Source organism: Streptacidiphilus alkalitolerans, assembly GCF_042511045.1.
Lineage (GTDB): Bacteria > Actinomycetota > Actinomycetes > Streptomycetales > Streptomycetaceae > Streptacidiphilus > Streptacidiphilus alkalitolerans.
Genome location: NZ_JBHEZX010000006.1, coordinates 103907 through 123768, shown reverse-complemented (window position 1 = coordinate 123768; position 19862 = coordinate 103907). Strand labels below are relative to the sequence as shown.

The window sequence follows — 19862 nt, the reverse complement described above, 5'->3', positions numbered from 1 at the left end:
GTGGCACTCATCACGGCCGGAGGGTTCCGGACGGGGTAAGGGAATGTCTGTGGGGCCGGTTCCGCCCTAACGGCGTTTCCGGCGCAGGTACCTGGGCAGCAGCGGCCCGGCCAGGGCGGCGGCGGCCCCGGCGCCGAGCAGGCCGACCAGCAGGTAGTGGGCCGCGCCGACCGGTGTCGCCGCGGTCCGCACGATGCGCGCCGACGACGGTGCGGTCGGGGCCACGGTGACCACCTGGCGGGCCGGCGTCGCGGTCGGGGCCGGGGCGCTGTCGTGGCCGCCGCCGGAACTCGGCGCCGCGTGGGTGGGCCCGGCCTTCACCGGGGGCTTCATCGAGTTCGCCACCATGGTCTTCGCCGCCGCCAGGGCCTGGGTCCGCAGCTTCTGCGGCAGCGGGACGTAGCCCAGGCTGAGCTTTCCGGAGTCGAAGCCCAGCGTCTGGCCCCTGCCGACGGCGTAGTCGATCAGCGAGGCGTACTGCTCGGCCTCGGAGCGGGGCAGCGAGGCCGGCGCGGTGGCGGCGTAGGTCAGCATGGTGAGCGGATAGACGGTCCTGCCCTTGGCGGTCGGGGCGAGCGTCTGCGCGGTGCTGCCCTTGACCGTGGTCATCGCGGCGGCGCCGGCCAGCATCGAAGCGGTGCTGGGGGCGACGAACCGCCCCGCCCCGTTCAGCAGGCTGGCGGTGTCGAGGCCGTAGCGGATGGCGGTGGGGGTGTCGGTGACGGCGAGGATGCCGCGCAGCCCGGCCGCCTGGGCGGCCCCCTTGGTGAAGGCCGGCGGGACGACCGTGTTGTCCCAGACGGTGTGGGACAGGTTGTCCCCGCGCGAGGCGGAGCGCGCCGAGTCGTGCATGTCGTTGGCGTACGGGTGGGCGTCCAGGGTGCACAGCTTGGGGATCTTGCCGCTGCTGTCCGCGGGGTAGGGCACGCAGTACGGGTCGCTCTTCGGGAAGTCGTCCCTGGGCAGGCTCATCGCCTTGGGGACCCGGTAGTTGGGGTTGACCTGCATCCCCCACGTGTCCTTCTTGCCGCTCAGGAAGGCCCGGGCGTCGGGGTCGGCCTCGACCCAGGCCCACAGCCGCCGGGCGACGTCGGACTGGCCCAGCGGCACCTCGATGTCGTAGATCCGGGAGCCGAAGTACAACGCCTTGAACTGCGGGTTGTACTGCAGGAAGTCCTGGTCCGTGGTCAGGTCGAGGGCGTTGTGGGCGAGCACCGGATCGGGGTCCTGGTAGTCGGTCCCGTAGCGGTAGGACTGGGTCAGCAGCTTGGCCACCAGCCGCGGGGTGAGGTTGAGCTGGGTGATCCGCCGGCCGTTGCGCTCCTGCACGTCGGTGGGCGCCCGGCCGGAGGACTGGCTCTCGATGTCGAAGGCGATGGTCACCCCGGAGAGGCCGATCGGCGCGTACACCGGGTTGCGTCCGGGGGCCACCTGGCCGGTCGGGGTCGGGTCGGAGACGAAGACCAGCCCCGGGTCGTCGCCGGCGTTGAGCTTGGCCCGGGCGATGTTGTCGTCGACCTTGGTGTAGCGGAAGTTGGAGCCGGTGTTCTGGCACAGCACCGGGGCCCAGCGGATCATCGCCTCCTTGGCCATCTCGGTGCCGTAGGTGTGCAGGTCGGCGGCGTTGATCGGGCAGGCGTAGCCCAGCGGCGAGTAGTGCAGCGGCACCACCAGGCGGTTGGCCCAGTTACTGGCGGACAGCGGCGAGGACACCAGCTTGTCGCCGAGCGGGATGCTGCCGTCGACCTCGGTCAGGCCGCGCGGCACGATCACCAGCCAGCACTTCCGCCCCTCCTTGGGCGTGGTCCTCAGATTGTCGGGAACGGCGCCGCAACCGAGGCCCGGGGCCTCCTCGTTGGTCTCGGTCTCGAAGTACGCCTGCCCGGTGCCGTCGGTCCTGGTCGGCGCGAACGGCACCTCGTTGGTGGAGCTCAGGTCGAACGCCGTGCTGGTGCCGTTGCTGTCGACGGTTCCGCGCACGCTGTGGAACGGCACATACACATTGCCGGTCTGCCCCTTCGCCTGCTTGATGGTCTCCTTGGGGTCGACCAGGCTGGCGTAGTTGAGCTGGCGGGTGCCGACGTAGGCGCCGCCCCGGTTGTCGCCGTTGTAGCTGCCGTACTGGCACTGGGTCCGGTCGGGCCCGGCGGCGGCGTCCCCCCAGCACTCCATCAGCTGCAGGTAGTTCTGCCCGAAGGTGCCGGGCATGGGCAGCGTCTGCTGCCCGCCGGTCCAGGTGACGTTGACCGACTGGTCCACCAGGTCCGTGGTCTGGTGCACCGTCACCGCGAGTCCGGTGAAGTCGCCGTAGCCGTGCACGGTGACCGGGTCGAGGTCGGAGCCGGTGGGCTTGGCCGGGGTCGGCCGTCCGGGCAGGGTGGCCACCGTCGTGGCGGTGGCGGTCGCGCTGGGCGTGGCTGCCCCGCCGGGGGCGGCCGAACTGCTGCCGGGGGCCACCGGCCCGGTGGGGTCGATCCCCACCGGGCTGCCGGTGACCGGGTCGACCTGGACGCTGGGACTCGCGGTCGGCGACCCGGCCGCGACCGCGGCGGGGTCCTGGTGCTGCCCCGAGGACAGGATCCCGGCGGTCACGGCGACCAGGAGGGTGGCCCCCAGCGCGGTGCGCAGGGCCCGGGAGGGTATCGGCATCAGTTCTCCCCCTTGCGGCGGGCGGCGCGGCGGGCGACCACCGGCGGCAGGATCACGACCGAGCCGAGCAGCAGCCCGGCCAGCGCCATCAGCGAGTGCTGCAGTCCGCTGCCCGAGGTGGCGGCGATGGACACCGGGTCGGCGCTCACATCGCCGCCGTCACCGCCGGTGGCACTGCCGCCGACCTGGACCGGATCGGCGCCGACGGCGGAGCTGTCACCGGTGCCGGTCGGGGCGGCGCTGGGCGCCTTGGTCCCGCTGACCTCGGTGCTGGTCCTCGTCGCCCCGCCGGTGCCGGTGCTGCACTCCGCGGTGGCGCCCTGCTTGTCGCAGGGGGACGGGTACGGCGCCAGCTGCGCCAGCCGGTTGCTGCCGTCGCCGTTGGCCGAGAAGGTCGGGTTGTCGCAGCCGGACAGGGCGATGTTCTGCTTCTGCACCCCGGGGATCCGGCCGACCACCGCCAGCGCCGCCACCACCAGGTTCTTGGGCAGGGGGGAGTACCCCAGGTCGGGGGCCTCCGACTGCCCCTTGCAGAGGAAGTAGTAGGCGAAGGCGCCCAGCGTCCTGCCCTTGTCGGTGGTGAAGTGGGAGTCGGCCGGGATCCGGTCAACCGGCAGGATCATGTAGCTGTAGCTGGACAGCGGGTAGGCCCGCGGGTCCGGGTTGTCGTACACCCCGCTGAGGTTCTGGGTGAGGTTCGGGTTGATCTGGGCCTTGGTCAGCGCCACCGCCACGTTGTACGGGGTCGGTTCCACGTAGTAGTGGTCGGCGTTGAGCATCTTCACCACCGGGAAGCCGGTGAGTTTGGCGTAGGAGTACTCGACATAGGTGATCGAGCCCGCGTTGTGCTGCTGCGAGACGAAGCCGGAGACCCCGGTGGAGCCGTTCAGCGCGATGAACTTGGAGGTGGTCGGGTAGAAGGAGGTCACTCCGCAGGGCGGCTGGGTGTGCTTCGTCTTCGTGCAGAAGGCGTCCCAGACCGGCTCCTCGCGCTGGCTCATCCAGGTGGTCAGCTGCGCCGTGGTGCCGGAGCCGTCGGAGCGGACCACCGGGACGATCGGCACCGGCGGCAGGGCGAGCCCCGGGTTGTCGGCCTTGATCGCCGGGTCGTTCCACTTGGCGATGACGCCGGTGAAGATCTTGGCGATCACGTCGCCGGAGAGCCGCAGGTTGGTCACCCGGTGGCCCTTGATGGTGAGGTTGTACATGAACGAGGTGCCGCCGGCCACGATCGGCATGTACGCGAAGGGGTCGTCCGGGGCGTTGTCGGGGACGCCCTGGTCGGTGATGCCGTAGGGGATCTCGGAGACCGCGAAGTCCACCGCGCGGTTCTTGTACTTGGCCCGGCCGTCCGAGGAGCCGGTGGCGCTGAAGTTGACCCGCATCCCGTTCGCCAGCACGTCGCTGGTCCAGGCGTCCATCGCGTTGCTGCTCCAGGTGGAGCCCGCGCCGGAGATGGGGACGTAGCCGGAGCCGGCGGCCCGGGCCGGGGGCGTGCCGCCGATCAGCAGGCCGGCGGTCAGCACCAGCAGGGCCGCGAGCAGCGCGGCCCCGCGGTGCAGGAAGGAACGGAGACGGCGGCGCACCTGGGGGTCCTTGCTCTGGGGGAGTACGGAGAGGGCAGCGGGAGCGGCGGCCGGCGGGGTCCGGAAGCGCCGGGCGGTCGCCGCCGAAGCGGCTTCCCTGCGCCGCTGCTGACGCTGGGTCAGCTGTCCCGAGCCGCGTCCGCCGAGGACTCTGGCGATGACGAACAGGGTCGCCACCACGACCAGCAGCACGGCGGCGGCGCCGAAGCCGCGGGCGATCTGCCGCTCGGAGGGCAGCCGGACCAGGGTGAACACCAGCAGCGGCAGCGAGGTCTGGGCCCCGTGGAACAGGTCCGCGTTCATCACCTTGCTGTAGCCGGCGGTGAGCAGCACCGGCGAGGTCTCGCCGACCCCGCGGGCGGTGCCCAGGATCACCGCCGTGGCCAGGCCGGAGCGGGCGGTCGGCAGCACCACCTGCCAGACCGTCCGCAGCCGGCTCGAACCGAGCGCGTACGACGCCTCCTTGAGCGAGGCGGGGACCAGCCGGAGCACCACGTCCGAGGCCCTGATGATGATCGGCAGCATCATCACCGAGAGCGCGCACCCGGCCGCGAAGCCGCTCTGCTGCTGGTGCAGGATCAGGATGACGGCCCAGACGAACAGTCCGGCCAGGATCGACGGCAGCGCGGTCATCGCCTCCACGATGGTCCGGACGAAGCGGGCGTAGCCGCCGGGCACCTCGGTCAGGAACACCGCGCAGCTGACCCCCAGCGGCACCGTGATCAGCAGTGCGGTGGCGATCTGCTCCAGCGTGCCGACCAGGGCATGGGTCACCCCGCCGACGCTCAGCGGGGTCAGCGAGCTCGCACGGCCCATGTCCTGGGTGTAGAAGTTGCCGTGCGGCAGCGCCGACCAGCCCTTGTAGAGGGTGTAGCCGACCACGATGGCCAGCGCCGTCAGCACCAGCCCGGCCAGGCTGTGGATCACCGCCGCGGCCAGCCGGTCGCGCACCGCCAGGCCGTTCTCGTCCTGGGCCACCAGGAGCCCGTACAGCAGCAGGAACAGGGCCCAGGCGGTGAGGACGAAGCCGAGCGGGCCGCTGAGCGGGGTCAGGTAGTTGAAGAGCACCGCGGTCAGGCCGAGCGACCCGGCCACCGCGCCGAGCACCGCGTAGGTGTCGGCCGCCCGCCGCGCGCCGAGGACGCGCCTGGGCCGCTCGCCGCCGGGCGGCGCCGGGACGCGCACCGGCAGTGTGGTGGTCGGCGTCTGGGCCGGGATCTCGGTGGGTGCGCTCATGTGCTCGCTCCGGAACGGCTGCGGGCGACCACCGCTGAGGCCGCGAAGTTGACGGCCAGGGTCATCAGGAAGAGGGCGAGGCCCGCGGCCATCAGCGCCGAGATGCCGAAGTCCGAGGAGTCCCCGTAGTGCAGCGCGATCAGCGCGGACACGGTGCTGGCACCGCTCTGCAGGATGTGCGGCTGGACCTGGAAGACCATGGAGATGATCATGTAGACGGTGATGGTCTCGCCCAGCGCCCGGCCGAGGCCGAGCATCGTCCCGCCGATGATCCCGCCGCGCCCGTACGGCAGCACCACGGTGCGGATCATCCCCCAGCGGGTGGACCCCAGCGCGTACGAGCCCTCCCGCTCGCCCGGCGGGGCCTGCCCGAAGACCTCCCGCATCACCGAGCACATGATCGGCGTGATCATGAAGGCCACCACGGTCCCGGCGATGAAGGTGGACGAGGTGTAGGTGGCGACCGGGGCCAGCGGGTCGTGCGGGTCGACCCCGGTCACGGTGAACAGGGGGATCCAGCCGAAGTAGGTGGAGAGCCACCGGGCCAGGCCGGTCATGTACTGCTCCAGGAAGAAGAAGCCCCACAGCCCGTAGATCACGCTGGGCACCGCGGCCATCAGGTCGACCAGGCTGATCAGCGTCTGCTTGATCCGCTGCGGCGCGTACTCGGAGATGTAGAGCGCCATGCCGAGCGCCATCGGCAGCGCGAAGGAGACCGCGACCAGTCCGACCAGCACCGTGCCGATCAGCACCGCGGCGATGCCGAAGTTGCCCCGGCGGCCGTCCGGCTGCCAGTCCGCGGTGGTGAAGAAGGGCAGGCCGCCGACCTTCAGCGCGGTGAGCCCCTTGAAGGCGAGGAAGCCGCCGACCGCGAGCATCACCGCGAGCACCAGGGCGCCGCTGCCGCGGGCGCCGATCAGGAACAGCCGGTCCGCGAGCCCGGGGTTGGCGTTGATCCTGCGCCGGGTGTCGGCCGGGGCGCTCATGCGCCCGCCAGTTCGGTGCGGTCCCGCACGGCGGCCCGGACCAGGTGCGGCACGACCTGCGCCGGGTCGACCCCGAGCACCCCGGCCCGGAACTGGGCCAGGTTGTAGAGGCACTCCCGCTGCCTGCGGTAGGAGCGGGCGGAGAGCGCCACCGGCCGCCCGTCCACGTCCAGCCGCCAGCCCCACATCGAGGTGGGCTGGTCCCTGCGCATCACCGCCACGGCCCGGTCCAGGTCCGTCCTGAGCCGGAGCACGGCCTGCCGGCAGGACTCCTCGTCCCGGAAGTCGGCCAGCCCCCGGCCGAGTTCCCGGTTGTTGGCGCTCAGCAGCCGCCACGCCGTGTACGGCTCACCCCGGCCGGTGCCGCTCCTGGCCGGTCTTGTGACGATGAGGAACCTCGCCTGCCCCATTCCCCGCCCCTTTTCTGCCCGCCGCTGGAATGCCAGTGGCCGAAAGAGACGGTCCTGTCCTCACACGGACTCGCAGACACAGTTGTAAGAACGCCGGACACGGAGCGGGTGAACGGGAGGCATTGGTCGTGTTCGGGAGATGTGGACGACACCCCGTCAGGCTTTGCCGGGACCTTGCCAAAATCACAGGCTGTCCTGGCGGCCGAAACTCGCCCTTCGCCAGGACATCGTCAACTCTGTACTGTTTTCGATCAGTTGACGCCAACTGAGGAGCAACCGTGACCACTGCCCCGCAGGCCGCCGCAGCACCGGACATTCTCTCGCCGGAGTTCGCCGCCGACCCTTACGCCTCGTACCGGACCATGCGCGAGCAGTTCCCGCTGATCTGGCACGAGGGCATGCAGAGCTACATCGTGTCCCGCTACCAGGATGTCGAGCGGGCCTTCAAGGATCCGGTCTTCACCAGCGACAACTACGACTGGCAGATCGAGCCGGTGCACGGCCGCACCATCCTCTCGATGGGCGGCCGGGAGCACTCGGTGCGCCGGGCCCTGGTCGCCCCCGCCTTCCGCGGCAAGGAGCTGCAGGAGAAGTTCCTGCCGATCATCGAGCGCAACGCGGCCGAGCTGATCGACGCCTTCCGCAAGGACGGCAGCGCCGACCTGGTCGCCCAGTTCGCCACCTGGTTCCCGATCAACGTCATCGTCGACATGCTCGGGCTGCCGCGCGAGGACCACCAGCGCTTCCACGGCTGGTACACCTCGATCATCGACTTCCTCGGCAACCTCACCCAGGACCCCGAGGTCAACGAGCGCGGCCTGCGTACCAGGGAGGAACTCGCCGCCTATATGATCCCGGTGATCCAGGAGCGCCGCGCCAACCCCGGCGACGACCTGCTGTCCACCCTGGTGACCGCCGAGATCGACGGTGAGTCGATGAGCGACGAGGACGTGAAGGCCTTCGTCAGCCTGCTGCTCGCGGCCGGCGGCGAGACCACCGACAAGGCGATAGCCGGGGTCTTCCGCAACCTGCTGGCCAACCCGGAGCAGCTGGCCGCGGTCCGGGCCGACCGCGGCCTGATCCCGGCCGCCTTCGCGGAGACCCTGCGGTTCACCCCGCCGGTGCACATGATCATGCGTCAGCCGAACCAGGACGTCACCGTCAGCGGCGGCACCATCGAGGCCGGAAAGACCGTCACCTGCCTGATCGGCGCGGCCAACCGGGACGCCGAGCGCTACGCCGACCCGGACCGCTTCGACGTCCTGCGCGAGGACCTCACCACCGCGAACGCCTTCTCCGCCGCCGCCGACCACCTGGCCTTCGCACTCGGCCGGCACTTCTGCGTCGGCGCGCTGCTGGCCAAGGCCGAGATCGAGGTGGGCGTCAACCAACTGCTGGACGCGCTCCCCGACCTGGCCCTGGCCGGCGACATCGTCCCGGAGGAGCAGGGGCTGTTCACCCGCGGTCCCGGCGCCCTGCACGTGATCTTCACCCCGGCCTAGACCGAGACCGCGCCGACCGGGCGGACCTCAGATCGAGGTGAAGTCCACCGGTAGGGCCACCGGGCCCCGCATCCAGATCGAGGGCCGCCAGTGCACCTCGGCGGCCGGCACGGTCAGCATCACATCGGGCAGGCGGTCGAGCAGCACCTCGACCGCCGCCCGGGCGATCACCTCGGCCATCTCCGGGGCCGGCACCGGGCAGCGGTGCTCGCCGTGGCTGAAGGACAGATGGGCCTGGTTGCCGACCGAGCCCGCGCTGAAGTCCGGCTGCACCTCGGGGTCGGTGTTCGCCGCCGCCAGGCCCAGCACCAGGCAGTCGCCCTTGCTGATCCGGCGGCCGGCCAGCAGGGTGTCCCTGGCCGCCCAGCGGCCGATGAAGTTCTGGGTCGGGGTGTCCGCCCACAGAACCTCGTTGAGCGCCTGGCCGACGCTGCGCCGCCCGCCGGACAGGGTGACCGCGAAGCGGTCGTCGGTGAGCATCAGCCGCAGCGTGTTGCCGATCCAGTTGGACGTGGGCTGCTGGCCCGCCGCGATGATCGAGATCATGTCCTGGATGATCCCCTCCTCCTCCAGGCCCGCCGGGTGCGCCAGCATCCGCGAGGCCACGTCGGGGCCGGGGTTCTCGCGTCCGCGCTCCAGCAGCCGGGACATGGCGGCGTGGATCCGCATATAGGCCTGGATCGCCTCCGGGCTGTCGTCCAGCGAGTCGGTCATGTCCTGCTCCAGCGCCGTGGTCTCGTCCGGGGACAGGCCGAAGAGGCCGGCCATCACCCGTAGCGGCACCTGGGAGGCGAAGTCGGCCATCAGCTCGGCCCGCCCGCTGCCGGCGAAGCCGTCGACCAGCTCGTCGGCGACCTTCTCCGCGGTCGCCCGCAGCTCGAACTGGTCCACCTGGGACAGCACATCGGTGATCGCCCCGGCCCGGCGCTGGTGCTCCGCGCCCTCGGTGAACAGCACCGAGGGGGTGTGGAAGACATAGGGCAGCAGCGGCCAGTCGGAGGGGATCCGGTCCCAGGCGTGCCAGCGCCGGGAGTCCCGGGCGAACAGCTCCGAGTTGGTGGTGACGTAGTGGACCTCGCGGTAGCCGAGCACCAGCCAGGCCGGGATGTCGCCGTCCAGCAGGATCGGCGCGACCGGGCCGTGCTCGCGCCGCAGCGCCCGGTACAGCTCGGCGGGGTCGCTCTGGAACACCGGCGAGTGCATCCGCATGACGCCGCCGGGCCCGCGGGCGTCCTGGCTCGGATCGTGCGCGGGGCACTCGGGCGGGGCGTCCTGATGGGTCGTCACTGGATCGGCTCCTGGGAGAGGGAGAGCGCGTGCAGATGGTTGACCAGGGCGATCAGGACGTCCCTGCTGGACTCCTTCTTCCTGGCGTCGCAGTCGATCAGCGGCACTCCGGGGCTGAGCGACAGCGCCTCGCGGACCTGCTCCAGCGAGTGGTCCGGTTCGTCGAAGTTGTTGCGGGCGACCACGAAGGGCAGGCCGTGCTGCTCCAGCCGGTCGATGGCGTACCAGGAGTCGGCCAGCCGCCGGGTGTCGACCAGCACGACCGCGCCCAGGGTGCCGGCGAACAGCCGGTCCCAGAGGAACCAGAACCGCTCCTGGCCGGGGGCGCCGAACAGGTAGAGCACCATCTCGTCGTCGAGGGTGATCCGGCCGAAGTCGAAGGCGACCGTGGTGGTGGTCTTGGTGCGGACCCCCGCGCTGTCGTCGATGCCCACGCCGGCCTGGGTCATCACCTCCTCGGTGCTCAGCGGGCGGATCTCGCTGACCGAGCCGACCAGGGTGGTCTTGCCCACGCCGAAGCCGCCGACGACGACGATCTTGAGCCCTTCGCTGGCGGTGTCCCGCAGCGGGCGGCTGACCGCCGCGCGGTGGCCGGCGGGGCGGGGCTCAGAGGTTCCGGAGGCCAACGAGTACCTTCTTCAGAGTGTCGGGCGGTGGCAGCTGGTGGCTCCCGCGCCCGCGGCCGTTCCGGGTCTGCGGGTGGCGGGCGGTGATCCGGCCCGAGTCGAGCAGGTCGCAGAGCAGGATCTTCACCACGCCGACCGGCAGGTCCAGCAGCGAGGCCAGCTCCACCACGGCCACCGGGCGCTCGGACAGCTCCAGGATCCGCACGTGCTCGGACTGCATCCCGATCGCCGGGGCGCTCTCCCGGACGATCAGCGTAACCAGGTCGAAGGAGCGCTCGTAGGACCGGGTCCGGCCGCCGGTGACGGTGTAGAGGCGATCGGGATCGCCGGTGTCGACCGGGCGGCGGATCATGCGTGCAGCCTCGGTTCGGCCCGCAGATACCCGCCGATCTGCTCGACCAGCTCGCTCATGTTGTGGCCGATCACCCCGGCGTCGGCGTCGCCCTCGGCGATCAGCGCCAGATGCGCGCCCACCCCGGCCTCCACGATGAAGAGGATGCCGCCGTGGAACTCGGTCATCGACTGCCGGACCCCGCCGGTGCCGTCCCCGAACTCGATGGACGCGCCGTGCGACAGGCTCTGGATGCCGGAGGCGATGGCGGACAGCTGGTCGGCCTGGTCGACCGAGAGGCCGGAGCTGAGGCACAGCTTCAGACCGTCGCGCGAGAGCACCAGGGCGTGCCGTGCGCCGGGGGTCTTCTCCAGCAGGTTCTCCAGCAGCCAGTCGAGACTGCGGTCGGAAGTGCTCATCGTTCGTCGGTGTCCTGTCCGTGTGGTGTCCGGGTGGCGGCCTGGAAGGCGGCGAAGCGGGCTCCGGCGTCGGGCCGGGCGGGCGGAGGCTCGGGAGCGGGGGCCGGACGGGCGGCCTGGGCGGCGGCCAGGGTCTGCCCGCGCGGACGCTTCGGCAGTTCCCCGGGGGCGACCGCCCCGGCCGCGCCGGGCACGGCGAGCGCGGGCTCGGCCTCCCCGGGGCCCGCGGCCCCGGACCCTGCGGCTGCCCCGCGCTCCGGGGTCCCCGCTGCCGCGGCCCCGGCCGGATCGGCCGCGCCGGGGCCGGGCGTCGCGCGCCGAGCGCCGCCGCCGGCCGGCAGCGCCGCCGCAGGCTGCCCGCCCGACGGGTCCTGCTCCGGCGCGGGGAGCGCCGCGCGTTCCTGAGGACGGGTCACCAGCTGCGGCGGGATCAGCACCACCACGCCGGTCCCGCCCCGGGAGGACGGCCGGAAGGACACCGTCAGCCCGTGCTTGCGGGCCAGGCAGCCCACCACGGCGAGCCCCAGCCGGGTGCCGGACAGGGTCATCAGGTCCAGCGGCTCGGCGGAGACCAGCTGCTCGGCCCGGGCCAGCGTCGCGGCCGGCATCACCAGGCCGCCGTCCTCGATGGTGACCACCACGCCGGAGTGCATCTCCTGGACGTAGACGTGCACCTCCTCGGTCGGCGGCGAGAAGGTGGTGGCGTTGTCCATCAGCTCGGCCAGCGCGTGCATCACGCCCTCGGCCGCGTAGCCGGCGATGGAGACGGTGCTGGCCGAGTGCAGCCGGATCCGCTGGTAGGCGCTGATCCGGCCCATCGCGCCGCGCAGCACGCTCTCCATCACGATCGGCTTGGTCCAGCGGCGTCCGGAGCGGGCCCCGGTCAGCACCGCGATGCTGTCCGCGAGCCGTCCGGCCTGGGCGGTGCCGTGGTCGAGCTGGAGCAGGTCGCCGAGCACCTCCTCGCCGTGCCGGTTCTCCATCTCGCGCAGGTCGGCCAGCATGCCGGTGGCGAGCGCCTGGACCCGTCCGGCGGCGTTGGCGCAGGCGGCCATCGCGGAGGCGCGCATGCGTTCGCTGCTGCCGACCTCCTGCACCAGGGTCCGCAGCACGGTGAGGTGCGCCCCGGCCAGCCCGGCCGGGGCCTGCGCCAGCACGGTGGCCGCCGAGCCGCCGTGGCGCAGCGACTTGACCGCCTGCGGGACGATCTGCAGCGCCAACTGCTCGGCCTGGGACTCGTACTGGTCGAGTTCGGCCTCCAGCTGCCGGATCTCCGCCTGCAGTGCCGCGCTCCTGGCGGCCTCCACGTCGAGCGCGGAGCGGAGCAGGGCCTCGGACTCGGCGGCGGCCTGGCGCAGCGTCTCCGCGTCCCAGGCGGCCCGGCGCGAGGCCTCGGCCTCGGTGCCGGCCTGCCGGACCGCCTCGGCCTGCCGGGCCAGCGCCTCCCCGGCCTCCGCGCGGATCGCCTCGGCCCTGAGCTTCGCGGCCCGGTTCGCCCGGGTACGGGCGGCGGCGAGCGCCAGCGTCGCGTACAGCAGCACGGCAGCCGCCGCGCCGAGGCCGATCAGGGCGTTCCGGTCGGCGCCGGAAGTCCGCAGGGCGGCCCAGGCGGTGACGCCGCCGACAGCCGCCGCGGCGGCCAGGGGGAGCAGGACGATCCGCGTCAACGGGGGTAACTGGACAGACATACAGGCAAGTCCTCGTGCCAGGTACGGGAATATCGTATGACCACGCCCGCCCCACCCTACCCAATGAAAACGCCCGTATTGGCCTTAACTTGACAGGACATCAGCAATATTCCGTGAAGATTGATTTCGCAACAAAACGGCGCCGCCCACGAGTTGGGGCAGCGCCGTCCTGGATGGTATGCGAATCACCCCGTCAGTGCCGGTACGGGCCGGTCGGCCTGCGCGGGTTCGACCGCCGGGTCGGGCAGCTCCGTCGCGGCGGGCTTCCGCGGGAGCGCGAACATCAGGCCGAAGGCCAGCAGCAGCCCGGCCGCCACCCACCACAGCGAGTCGCTGAACGCTCCGCCGAAGACCTCGGGGGTCGGCCGTCCGGTCCGCATCCCGTGCGCCACCGGGTCGAGGAAGGACACCGAGACCAGGCCCATCCCCAGCGCCGCGCCCAGCTGCATGGTGGTGTTGATCAGGCCGGAGGCCGAGCCCGCGTGCTCCCTGGGCACCTCGGACAGCACCAGGTCGGTCAGCGGGGCCACGATCAGGCCCATGCCCGCGCCCATCACCAGCAGCGGCAGGACCATCTGCCAGGAGTGGATGCCGCCGCCGTAGCGCTGGACCTCGGCCAGGTAGAGCAGCACGCCCGCGGCCATCACCAGCGCACCGGCCTGCAGCACCTTCCGTCCGAACCGGGGCACCAGCAGCTGCACCGACAGGCCCGCCGCGCCCGACACCCCCACCGCGAACGGCACTCCGGTCAGCCCGGCGTGCAACGGGCTCCAGCCCAGGCCGAGTTGCATGTACAGGGTCCAGACCAGGAAGAAGATGCCGCAGAGCACACCGTGTGCCAGCTGCACCCCGATCCCGGCCGCGAAGCTCTTCACCCGGAACAGCGACAGCTCCACCAGCGGCGACCCGTCCCGGCGGCCCTTGGCCCGCTCGTACCGGACGAACAGCCAGCCCGTCGGAACACTCGCCGCCATCGACAGGAAGCCCCACAGCGGCCAGCCGGACTGCCGGCCCTGCATCAGCGGGTAGAGCAGCATCAGCAGTGCGGCACTGGCCAGCGCCACTCCGCCGAGGTCGAGCCGCAGTGCCTTCGGCGCCCGGGACTCGGTGATGTAGCGGAAGCCCAGGACCAGGCCGGCGATCCCCAGCGGCAGGTTGATCAGGAAGATCGGCCGCCACTCCAGACCGAACAGGTTCCACTGGGTCAGCAGCGCCCCGAAGATCGGGCCGCCGACCGCACCCACGCCGATCATCGCGCCGAACATCCCGAACACCCGGCCCCGCTCCTCGGCCGGGAAGGTGGTGTGGATGATCGCCAGCACCTGCGGCACCATCAGCGCCGCCGCCGCGCCCTGCAGCATCCGGGTGGCGACCAGCATGTCCGGGTTCGCGGCGAAGCCGCAGAGGGCGGAGGCCAGGGTGAAGCCGCCGATGCCGAGCAGGAACAGCCGCTTGCGGCCGAAGATGTCGCCGAGCCGGCCGCCGGTGATCAGCCCGATCGCGAAGGTCAGCGCATAGCCGGCGGTGATCCACTGCACCGCGCCGAACGAGGCCCCGGTGTCCCGTTGGATGCTGGGGACGGCGATGTTGACGATGGTCACGTCGACCATGTCCATCAGGCTCGCGGTCATCACCACGGCCAGCGCCAGCCAGCGGCGCGGGTCGAGGGTCTCCTGAGTGGTCATGAGAACTGCCTTCCAGACGGGGCTGTGTGCCGGACGTCCCCGACCCTAGGCGGCATGTAGGACAGCTTCCGTCCCAGTTGACCGGCATCATGGGAGCCATGACGGACACCCCGGCCCGGTTGCTCGCCCTGCTGTCGCTGCTGCAGACCCCGCGCGAGTGGCCCGGCAGCGAGCTCGCCGAGCGGCTCGCGGTCAGCCCCCGGACGATCCGGCGGGACATCGACCGGCTGCGCGGGCTCGGCTATCCGGTCGAGGCCAGCATGGGCGCGGTCGGCGGCTACCGCCTGGTCGCGGGCACGGCGATGCCCCCGCTGCTGCTGGACGACGAGGAGGCGGTGGCCATCGCGGTCGGTCTGCGCACCGCGGCGGGCCACGCGGTCGGCGGCATCGAGGAGGCGTCGGTGCGGGCGCTGGCCAAGCTGCAGCAGGTGCTGCCGTCCCGGCTGCGGCACCGGGTCGGCGCGCTCGGCGCGGCCACGGAGTCGCTGACCGGCTGGAACGGCCCGACGGTGGACCCGGAGGTGCTGACCGTGCTCGCCTCCGGCGCGGCCGGGCACGAGAAGCTGCGCTTCGGCTACACCGCCGCCGACCGGGCCGAGAGCCGGCGGCTGGTCGAGCCGTACCGCCTGGTCTCGGCCGGACGCCGCTGGTACCTGGTGGCCCATGACCAGGACCGGTCCGACTGGCGGATCTTCCGGGTGGACCGGATCACCGGCCCGCAGCTGACCGGCGCCCGGTTCACCCCGCGTGCGCTCCCGGCTGCCGACGCCGCCGCCTATGTGGGCGAGAAACTCGCCGGGCTGACCAGCACGGTCACCGCGGTGGTCACCCTGCATGCCCCGGCCGAGCAGATGGCGGCCCGGCTCGGCAGCAGCGCCGAACGGCTGGAACCGCTCGGCGCCGACAGCTGCCTGCTGCACAGCCGGGCCGACTCACTGGACTGGCTGGCGGTCCGACTGGCCACCCTGGGCTGCGAGTTCGAGGTGCACCGGCCCCCGGAGCTGGCCGCCTTCCTACGGGCTCTGGGGGCCAGGGTCACCCGGGCCGCGGGTGCCGCCGCGGCTGCGGACGGGGTTCCGACCGCGCCGGAGGGCGCGGATCAGCCGGGGCAGTGACAACCCCGGGGCGGTCTGCTCGCGGCGCCGCTGCAGGGCGCGCTCATCGCGGTCGCTGAGCATCCGGTCCATGGGGATCCTCCTTGAAGTGGCCTTGTTGCTTCTTCAAGGATGCGCTGAGGTGGACTGGCCCGACAGGGCCAATCCACCTCAAGTGGCCTGGATGTCCGTTACCACTACCACCGGCGGTCGAGCAGTTGCTCCAGGTGGTTCGGCTGGTCCACCGGCAGCTCGCCCTCGGGGCGGTAGCGCAGGGTGTGGCTCTCCCAGTCCAGATAGCCGCCCACCCAGGCGGCCAGCCCGGCCGCGTAGCGCTCGACGGCGCGCCGCTGCGGGCCGCTCAGCCCCAGCCGGACGCAGAGTTCGGGGACCTCCACGGCGAGCCGGGCGTACTCGTCGATCATCCACTGGGTCTCGGCCAGCACCGCCGCGCTGGCCTCCTCGACCCGGCACTGCCGCTGGTGCTGCAGGATCACCACCAGGTTGAAGGCGTCCCCCCGGGCCGCCTCCTTCCGGTAGGAGCGCACGTCATTGCTGAACGAGGGTATGTCGGCCGCGAGTTGGCGCATCAGCCGGAGCTGCGGGCTGTGGAAGGCGACGGCCGGCACCTCGGCGGCGAAGCGCTCGATCATGTCGATCACGGTCTCGGTGCCACCGGTGCCCCGACGGAGCGTCAGATAGGAGGCCCGGTCCGGCAGTTCCTGGTCCCGGCCGGCCCGCTCGGCCTCGGCGGCGCGGGCCCGGCCCAGCGCCTCGCTGGGGTGGGTGGCGAAGTACCACTCCCAGTGGTAGGCCGCCCTGGACCGCCAGCGCGAGGACATGCCCCGGGTGCTGCGCTCCCACAGGTCGGCGAAGGAGGCGGCGACGGGTGAGGCCTTGGCCCCCTCCAGGTCGCCGTGCACGATGCCGATCAGCGGTTCGCAGATCCTGGTGACCTCGGTGGGGTGCAGGCCCAACTCGCCGTCGAACTGGTCGTCGAAGAGGAAGTAGAAGCCGAAAAGGTCGGTGGCGAGCACCAGGTCCTCACTGCTGGCCTCGGGGAAGCTGCGCGCGGCCAGGTCGGGGACGCCCCAGCGGGCGTAGAGCTCGGTGGCCTGCGGACCCCTGAGCATGTCGTGGGACCGGAGCCAGTCGAGGTTGCGCACCTCCGCTGCGGCCTTGTGCGCACTCGCGTTCCGCTGGAAGGGAATAGTGAGTTCCATCGGCTCCATCGGCGGTCACCTTCCTCTTGCGACGTGGGGTGGACGCTACCCGAACTGATCATTGGTCTGCAGTACGCAATCGGTCGTTGTTTCAACTATCACTCGAAACGGCGGAAGTTGGCCCATGACGCATGCTCACGGAAGCCTCACCGCAACCCCTTTGGAGCGACTAGCCTGCAGACAGTGGTGACGACGGAGTGGGAGCGCGCGGTGACGGGACGTGGTCTGTACGAGCGGGAAGGGCTGACAGCCAGGGCCGAGCAGGCGCTGGACGCCCTTCGTGAGGGCTTCCGGAGCGGAGGCACCGACCTCGGCAGCCTGCTGCTGTACAGCGGCGAGGCCGGCCTGGGCAAGACCAGCATGCTGGCCGAACTGCGCCGCAGCGTCGCGGCCGGCGACGTCGCCTGCACCCTGCTCACCGCGCGCGGCGGTGAGCAGCAGCGCAATGTGCCGTTCCACGTGGTCCGGCAGCTGCTGCAGCCGGCCCTGGCCAAGCTGAGCGAGGCGCAGCGGCGCGACCTCTTCGAGTCCTGGTACGACATCGCGGCCCCGGCGCTCGGCCTGACCGCCCCGTCCGCGGGCATGCAGTCCGACCCGCAGGGTGTCCGCGACGCCCTGGACTGGGTGATGGCCCGGCTCGCCGTACGGCAGAACCCGCTGGTGCTGATCGTCGACGACCTGCACTGGGCCGACCTGGAGTCGCTCTCCTGGCTGGCCGCCTTCGCCTCCCGGGTGCCGGGGCTGCCGCTGCTCGCCGCGCTGGCCTTCCGGCCGGACGAGATGCCGCCGGAGGGCGATCCGCTGCTGGCCGCGGACGTGGCGTCCGGCGGCCTGCTGAAGCTGCAGACGCTGGGTCCGGACGCGGTCGCCGCGCTGGTCCGGGAGGAGTTCGGCGAGGACGCGGACGAACTGTTCTGCCACCAGTGCTGGTCGATCACCGGCGGCGTCCCGTACGACCTGGTCACTCTGTTCGGGAAACTGAGGGACCGTCAACTCAAGGCCGTGGACGAGAACGTCCCCGCGCTGCTGGAACTGGTCGCGGCCGGACGGGGCCCGGCCGTCGCCAAGCGGCTGGAGAAGTTCGGCCCGGACACCTACCGCTTCGCCTACGCCGCGGCGGTGCTGGACAACGAGATCGACCCCGCGGTCGCGGCCAGGGTCGCCGGCCTCACCCCGGCCGCCGCCAAGGTGGCCCTGGAACTGCTGCGGGACGAGCGGATCCTCACCAGCGGCCGGGCCGGCCTGCTGGAGTTCGTCCACCCCACCGTCGGCACCGCGGTCTACCAGTCGATGCTCTCCCAGGGCATGCGCACCGCGATGCACGGCAAGGCCGCGCAGGAGATCATCGACGGCGGGCTGGGCATGGCCGCCGCCTCCCGGCACCTGCTGGAGACCTACCCGGACGACGACGCCGAGGTGGTCCAGCAGCTGCGCCAGGCCGCCCGCGAGCACCTGGCGGTCGGCGCGCCCGAGGCGGCCAGGCGCTGTCTGGAACGCGCGCTGCAGGAGCCGCCGCCGGAGACCGAGCGGGCGGACGTGCTGTTCGAACTGGGCTGCTCCACCCTGCTCACCGCGCCGAGCATCACCATCAACCATCTGCAGGCCGCGCTCTCCACCGTGCCCGGGCTCAACCCGGAGCACCGCGAGCTGGCCACGCTGCGGCTGGGCCAGGCGCTGACGCACAGCAACCAGTGCGTCGAGGCGGCCGAGGTGACCGGCGCCGAGGTGGACCGGACCCCGCCGGGGCCCGGCCGGGTCCGGCTGCTGGCCGCCCACTTCATGTGGCGGGCCTTCATCCGCGAGGAGTCGGACGCCTTCGACCGGTTCCAGCGCCTCGCCGACCTCTCCGAGAGCCTCACCGGCGACGACGCCGGTTCCCGTGCGGTGCGGGTGCTGCGGGCCTGGGACCTCACCCTGCGCGGCGAGCCCTCGGCCCAGGCGATGACCTTCGCCGAGTCCGCCTTCGAGGGCAACCGGCTGGCCGAGGGCATCGGCTGGACCAACACCACCTGGGGCTTCGAGATCCCCGGCCTGCTCGGCCTCAGCTATGTCTACAACGACCGGCTGGACCTGGCGCTCGAACTGTTCAACGAGGCCGCGAGCGAGTACGAGGTCTCCGGCTGGAGCGGGGGCCATTTGGTCTTCGCCAACTTCCTGCAGGGCCTGGTGCTGTTCCGCTGGGGCCGGCTGGAGGAGGCCGAGAACTTCCTCCGGCTCACCCTGCGCAAGTCCGACCGGCTCGGCCGCGGCACCCCGCTGCAGTGGGACATCGTCGGCGTGCTCTGCGACACCCTGCTGGCCCGCGGCCGGGTGCAGGACGCGGTGGACCTCGCCGAGGAGTACTCCTTCGGACCCCCGTACCCGCCGGTGATGGTGCTGCCGGACGCGCCCACCCTGTACGGGCGGCTGCTACTGGCGCAGGGCAGGACCGAGCAGGCGGCCGAGCACCTCACCGAGGTCGGCGCGCAGCTGGACGCCCGGGGCTGGCACAACACGGTCTGGGCGCCCTGGATCGGGAGCCTGGCCCAGGCCGTCGCCGCCGAGGATCCGGACCGGGCCCGCGCGCTGGCCGCGGAGGGCCTGGAACGGGCCCGCCGGGTCGGCACCAACTCCGCCATCGGCATGGCGCTGCGCTGGTGCGCGGCGGTCGCCGAACCCCAGGACGCGGTCGAGCTGCTCCGGCAGTCGGTCGAGCACCTGGGCCAGTCCCCGACGGCGTACGAGTACGCGCTGGCGCTGGTGGACCAGGGGACGGCGCTGCGCCGGATCGGCCGCCCGCGGGAGGCCCTGGAGGCGCTCGGGCAGGGCGTCGAGATCGCTGCCCAGTGCGGCGCCGACGGCCTGCTGGCGCGCGGACGGGTGGAGCTGGTCGCGGCGGGCGCGAGTCCGCACCGGCTGCGGTCGGTGGCGACCAGGGTCCTCAACCAGCAGGAGCACCGGGCGGCCGGTTTCGCCTCGCAGGGGCTCTCGACCCGGGAGATCGCCGCGGAGATGAAGATCGGCGAGAGCGCCGTCGGCAAGCTGCTCGCCTCGGCCTACCGCAAGGTGGGAGCCGGGCCTGAGGGCCTGGCGGCGGCGCTGGGCCTGGAGCCCCCGGATCTGCCTGACGTGTCCGGTACAACAGAGGAATAGTCCCGTAC

The 19862-nt window shown here is 72.1% G+C and carries 14 protein-coding genes; 3 read left to right on the top strand and 11 right to left on the bottom strand.

The features are described 5' to 3' along the window. Window positions 1-66 precede the first annotated feature (66 nt). The 4 genes from ACEZDG_RS15650 to ACEZDG_RS15635 are packed head-to-tail and all read right to left on the bottom strand — an operon-like array spanning window position 67 to window position 6867. Window positions 67-2649 carry a hypothetical protein gene (locus ACEZDG_RS15650; RefSeq protein WP_380508898.1) on the bottom strand — a complete coding sequence of 861 codons (2583 nt, stop codon included), beginning with the start codon at window positions 2647-2649 and terminating at the stop codon, window positions 67-69. After that, a complete protein-coding gene (pstA, locus tag ACEZDG_RS15645) occupies window positions 2649-5471 on the bottom strand; it encodes a phosphate ABC transporter permease PstA (protein WP_380508895.1) in 2823 nt (940 codons plus the stop codon). The genes ACEZDG_RS15650 and pstA overlap by 1 nt, the downstream gene beginning before the upstream one ends. Beyond that, a complete protein-coding gene (gene pstC / locus ACEZDG_RS15640; RefSeq protein ID WP_380508892.1) occupies window positions 5468-6457 on the bottom strand; it encodes a phosphate ABC transporter permease subunit PstC in 990 nt (329 codons plus the stop codon). The genes pstA and pstC overlap by 4 nt, the downstream gene beginning before the upstream one ends. Further along, window positions 6454-6867 carry a hypothetical protein gene (locus tag ACEZDG_RS15635; protein ID WP_380508889.1) on the bottom strand — a complete coding sequence of 138 codons (414 nt, stop codon included), beginning with the start codon at window positions 6865-6867 and terminating at the stop codon, window positions 6454-6456. Before ACEZDG_RS15635 ends, pstC begins: the two co-directional genes overlap by 4 nt. 278 nt (window positions 6868-7145) lie before the next feature. Here ACEZDG_RS15635 and ACEZDG_RS15630 point away from each other — a divergent pair, with 278 nt between their 5' ends. Continuing rightward, window positions 7146-8369 (top strand): cytochrome P450, encoded by a 1224-nt coding sequence (locus ACEZDG_RS15630; RefSeq protein ID WP_380508887.1) that lies wholly within the window; start codon window positions 7146-7148, stop codon window positions 8367-8369. Between the two features lie 27 nt (window positions 8370-8396). On the opposite strand, the gene ACEZDG_RS15625 is transcribed toward ACEZDG_RS15630, so the two are convergent. The 6 genes from ACEZDG_RS15625 to ACEZDG_RS15600 all read right to left on the bottom strand — a co-directional run bounded on the left by ACEZDG_RS15625 (window position 8397) and on the right by ACEZDG_RS15600 (window position 14405). After that, window positions 8397-9656 (bottom strand): cytochrome P450, encoded by a 1260-nt coding sequence (locus ACEZDG_RS15625; protein ID WP_380508884.1) that lies wholly within the window; start codon window positions 9654-9656, stop codon window positions 8397-8399. Beyond that, window positions 9653-10282 (bottom strand): GTP-binding protein, encoded by a 630-nt coding sequence (locus ACEZDG_RS15620; protein WP_380508881.1) that lies wholly within the window; start codon window positions 10280-10282, stop codon window positions 9653-9655. The genes ACEZDG_RS15625 and ACEZDG_RS15620 overlap by 4 nt, the downstream gene beginning before the upstream one ends. Beyond that, the gene (locus ACEZDG_RS15615; protein ID WP_380508878.1) at window positions 10263-10634 is read right to left on the bottom strand and encodes a DUF742 domain-containing protein; all 372 of its coding nucleotides are present in this window, start codon (window positions 10632-10634) and stop codon (window positions 10263-10265) included. The genes ACEZDG_RS15620 and ACEZDG_RS15615 overlap by 20 nt, the downstream gene beginning before the upstream one ends. After that, the gene (locus tag ACEZDG_RS15610) at window positions 10631-11032 is read right to left on the bottom strand and encodes a roadblock/LC7 domain-containing protein (RefSeq protein ID WP_380508875.1); all 402 of its coding nucleotides are present in this window, start codon (window positions 11030-11032) and stop codon (window positions 10631-10633) included. The genes ACEZDG_RS15615 and ACEZDG_RS15610 overlap by 4 nt, the downstream gene beginning before the upstream one ends. Further along, entirely contained in the window at window positions 11029-12720 is a 1692-nt protein-coding gene (locus tag ACEZDG_RS15605) for a sensor histidine kinase (RefSeq protein ID WP_380508872.1), read from the bottom strand. The genes ACEZDG_RS15610 and ACEZDG_RS15605 overlap by 4 nt, the downstream gene beginning before the upstream one ends. A 185-nt stretch (window positions 12721-12905) precedes the next feature. Next, window positions 12906-14405 (bottom strand): MFS transporter, encoded by a 1500-nt coding sequence (locus ACEZDG_RS15600; RefSeq protein ID WP_380508870.1) that lies wholly within the window; start codon window positions 14403-14405, stop codon window positions 12906-12908. Window positions 14406-14503: 98 nt separating this feature from the next. On the opposite strand from ACEZDG_RS15600, the gene ACEZDG_RS15595 reads away from it, so the two are divergent. Next, window positions 14504-15520, top strand: coding sequence for a helix-turn-helix transcriptional regulator (locus ACEZDG_RS15595; RefSeq protein ID WP_380508867.1), 1017 nt, complete (start codon window positions 14504-14506; stop codon window positions 15518-15520). 176 nt (window positions 15521-15696) lie between these two features. On the opposite strand, the gene ACEZDG_RS15590 is transcribed toward ACEZDG_RS15595, so the two are convergent. Next, window positions 15697-16722, bottom strand: a complete 1026-nt coding sequence (locus ACEZDG_RS15590) for a terpene synthase family protein (RefSeq protein ID WP_380508865.1) — start codon at window positions 16720-16722, stop codon at window positions 15697-15699. Between the two features lie 183 nt (window positions 16723-16905). On the opposite strand from ACEZDG_RS15590, the gene ACEZDG_RS15585 reads away from it, so the two are divergent. Beyond that, window positions 16906-19854, top strand: coding sequence for an ATP-binding protein (locus ACEZDG_RS15585; protein WP_380508862.1), 2949 nt, complete (start codon window positions 16906-16908; stop codon window positions 19852-19854). Window positions 19855-19862 lie beyond the last annotated feature (8 nt).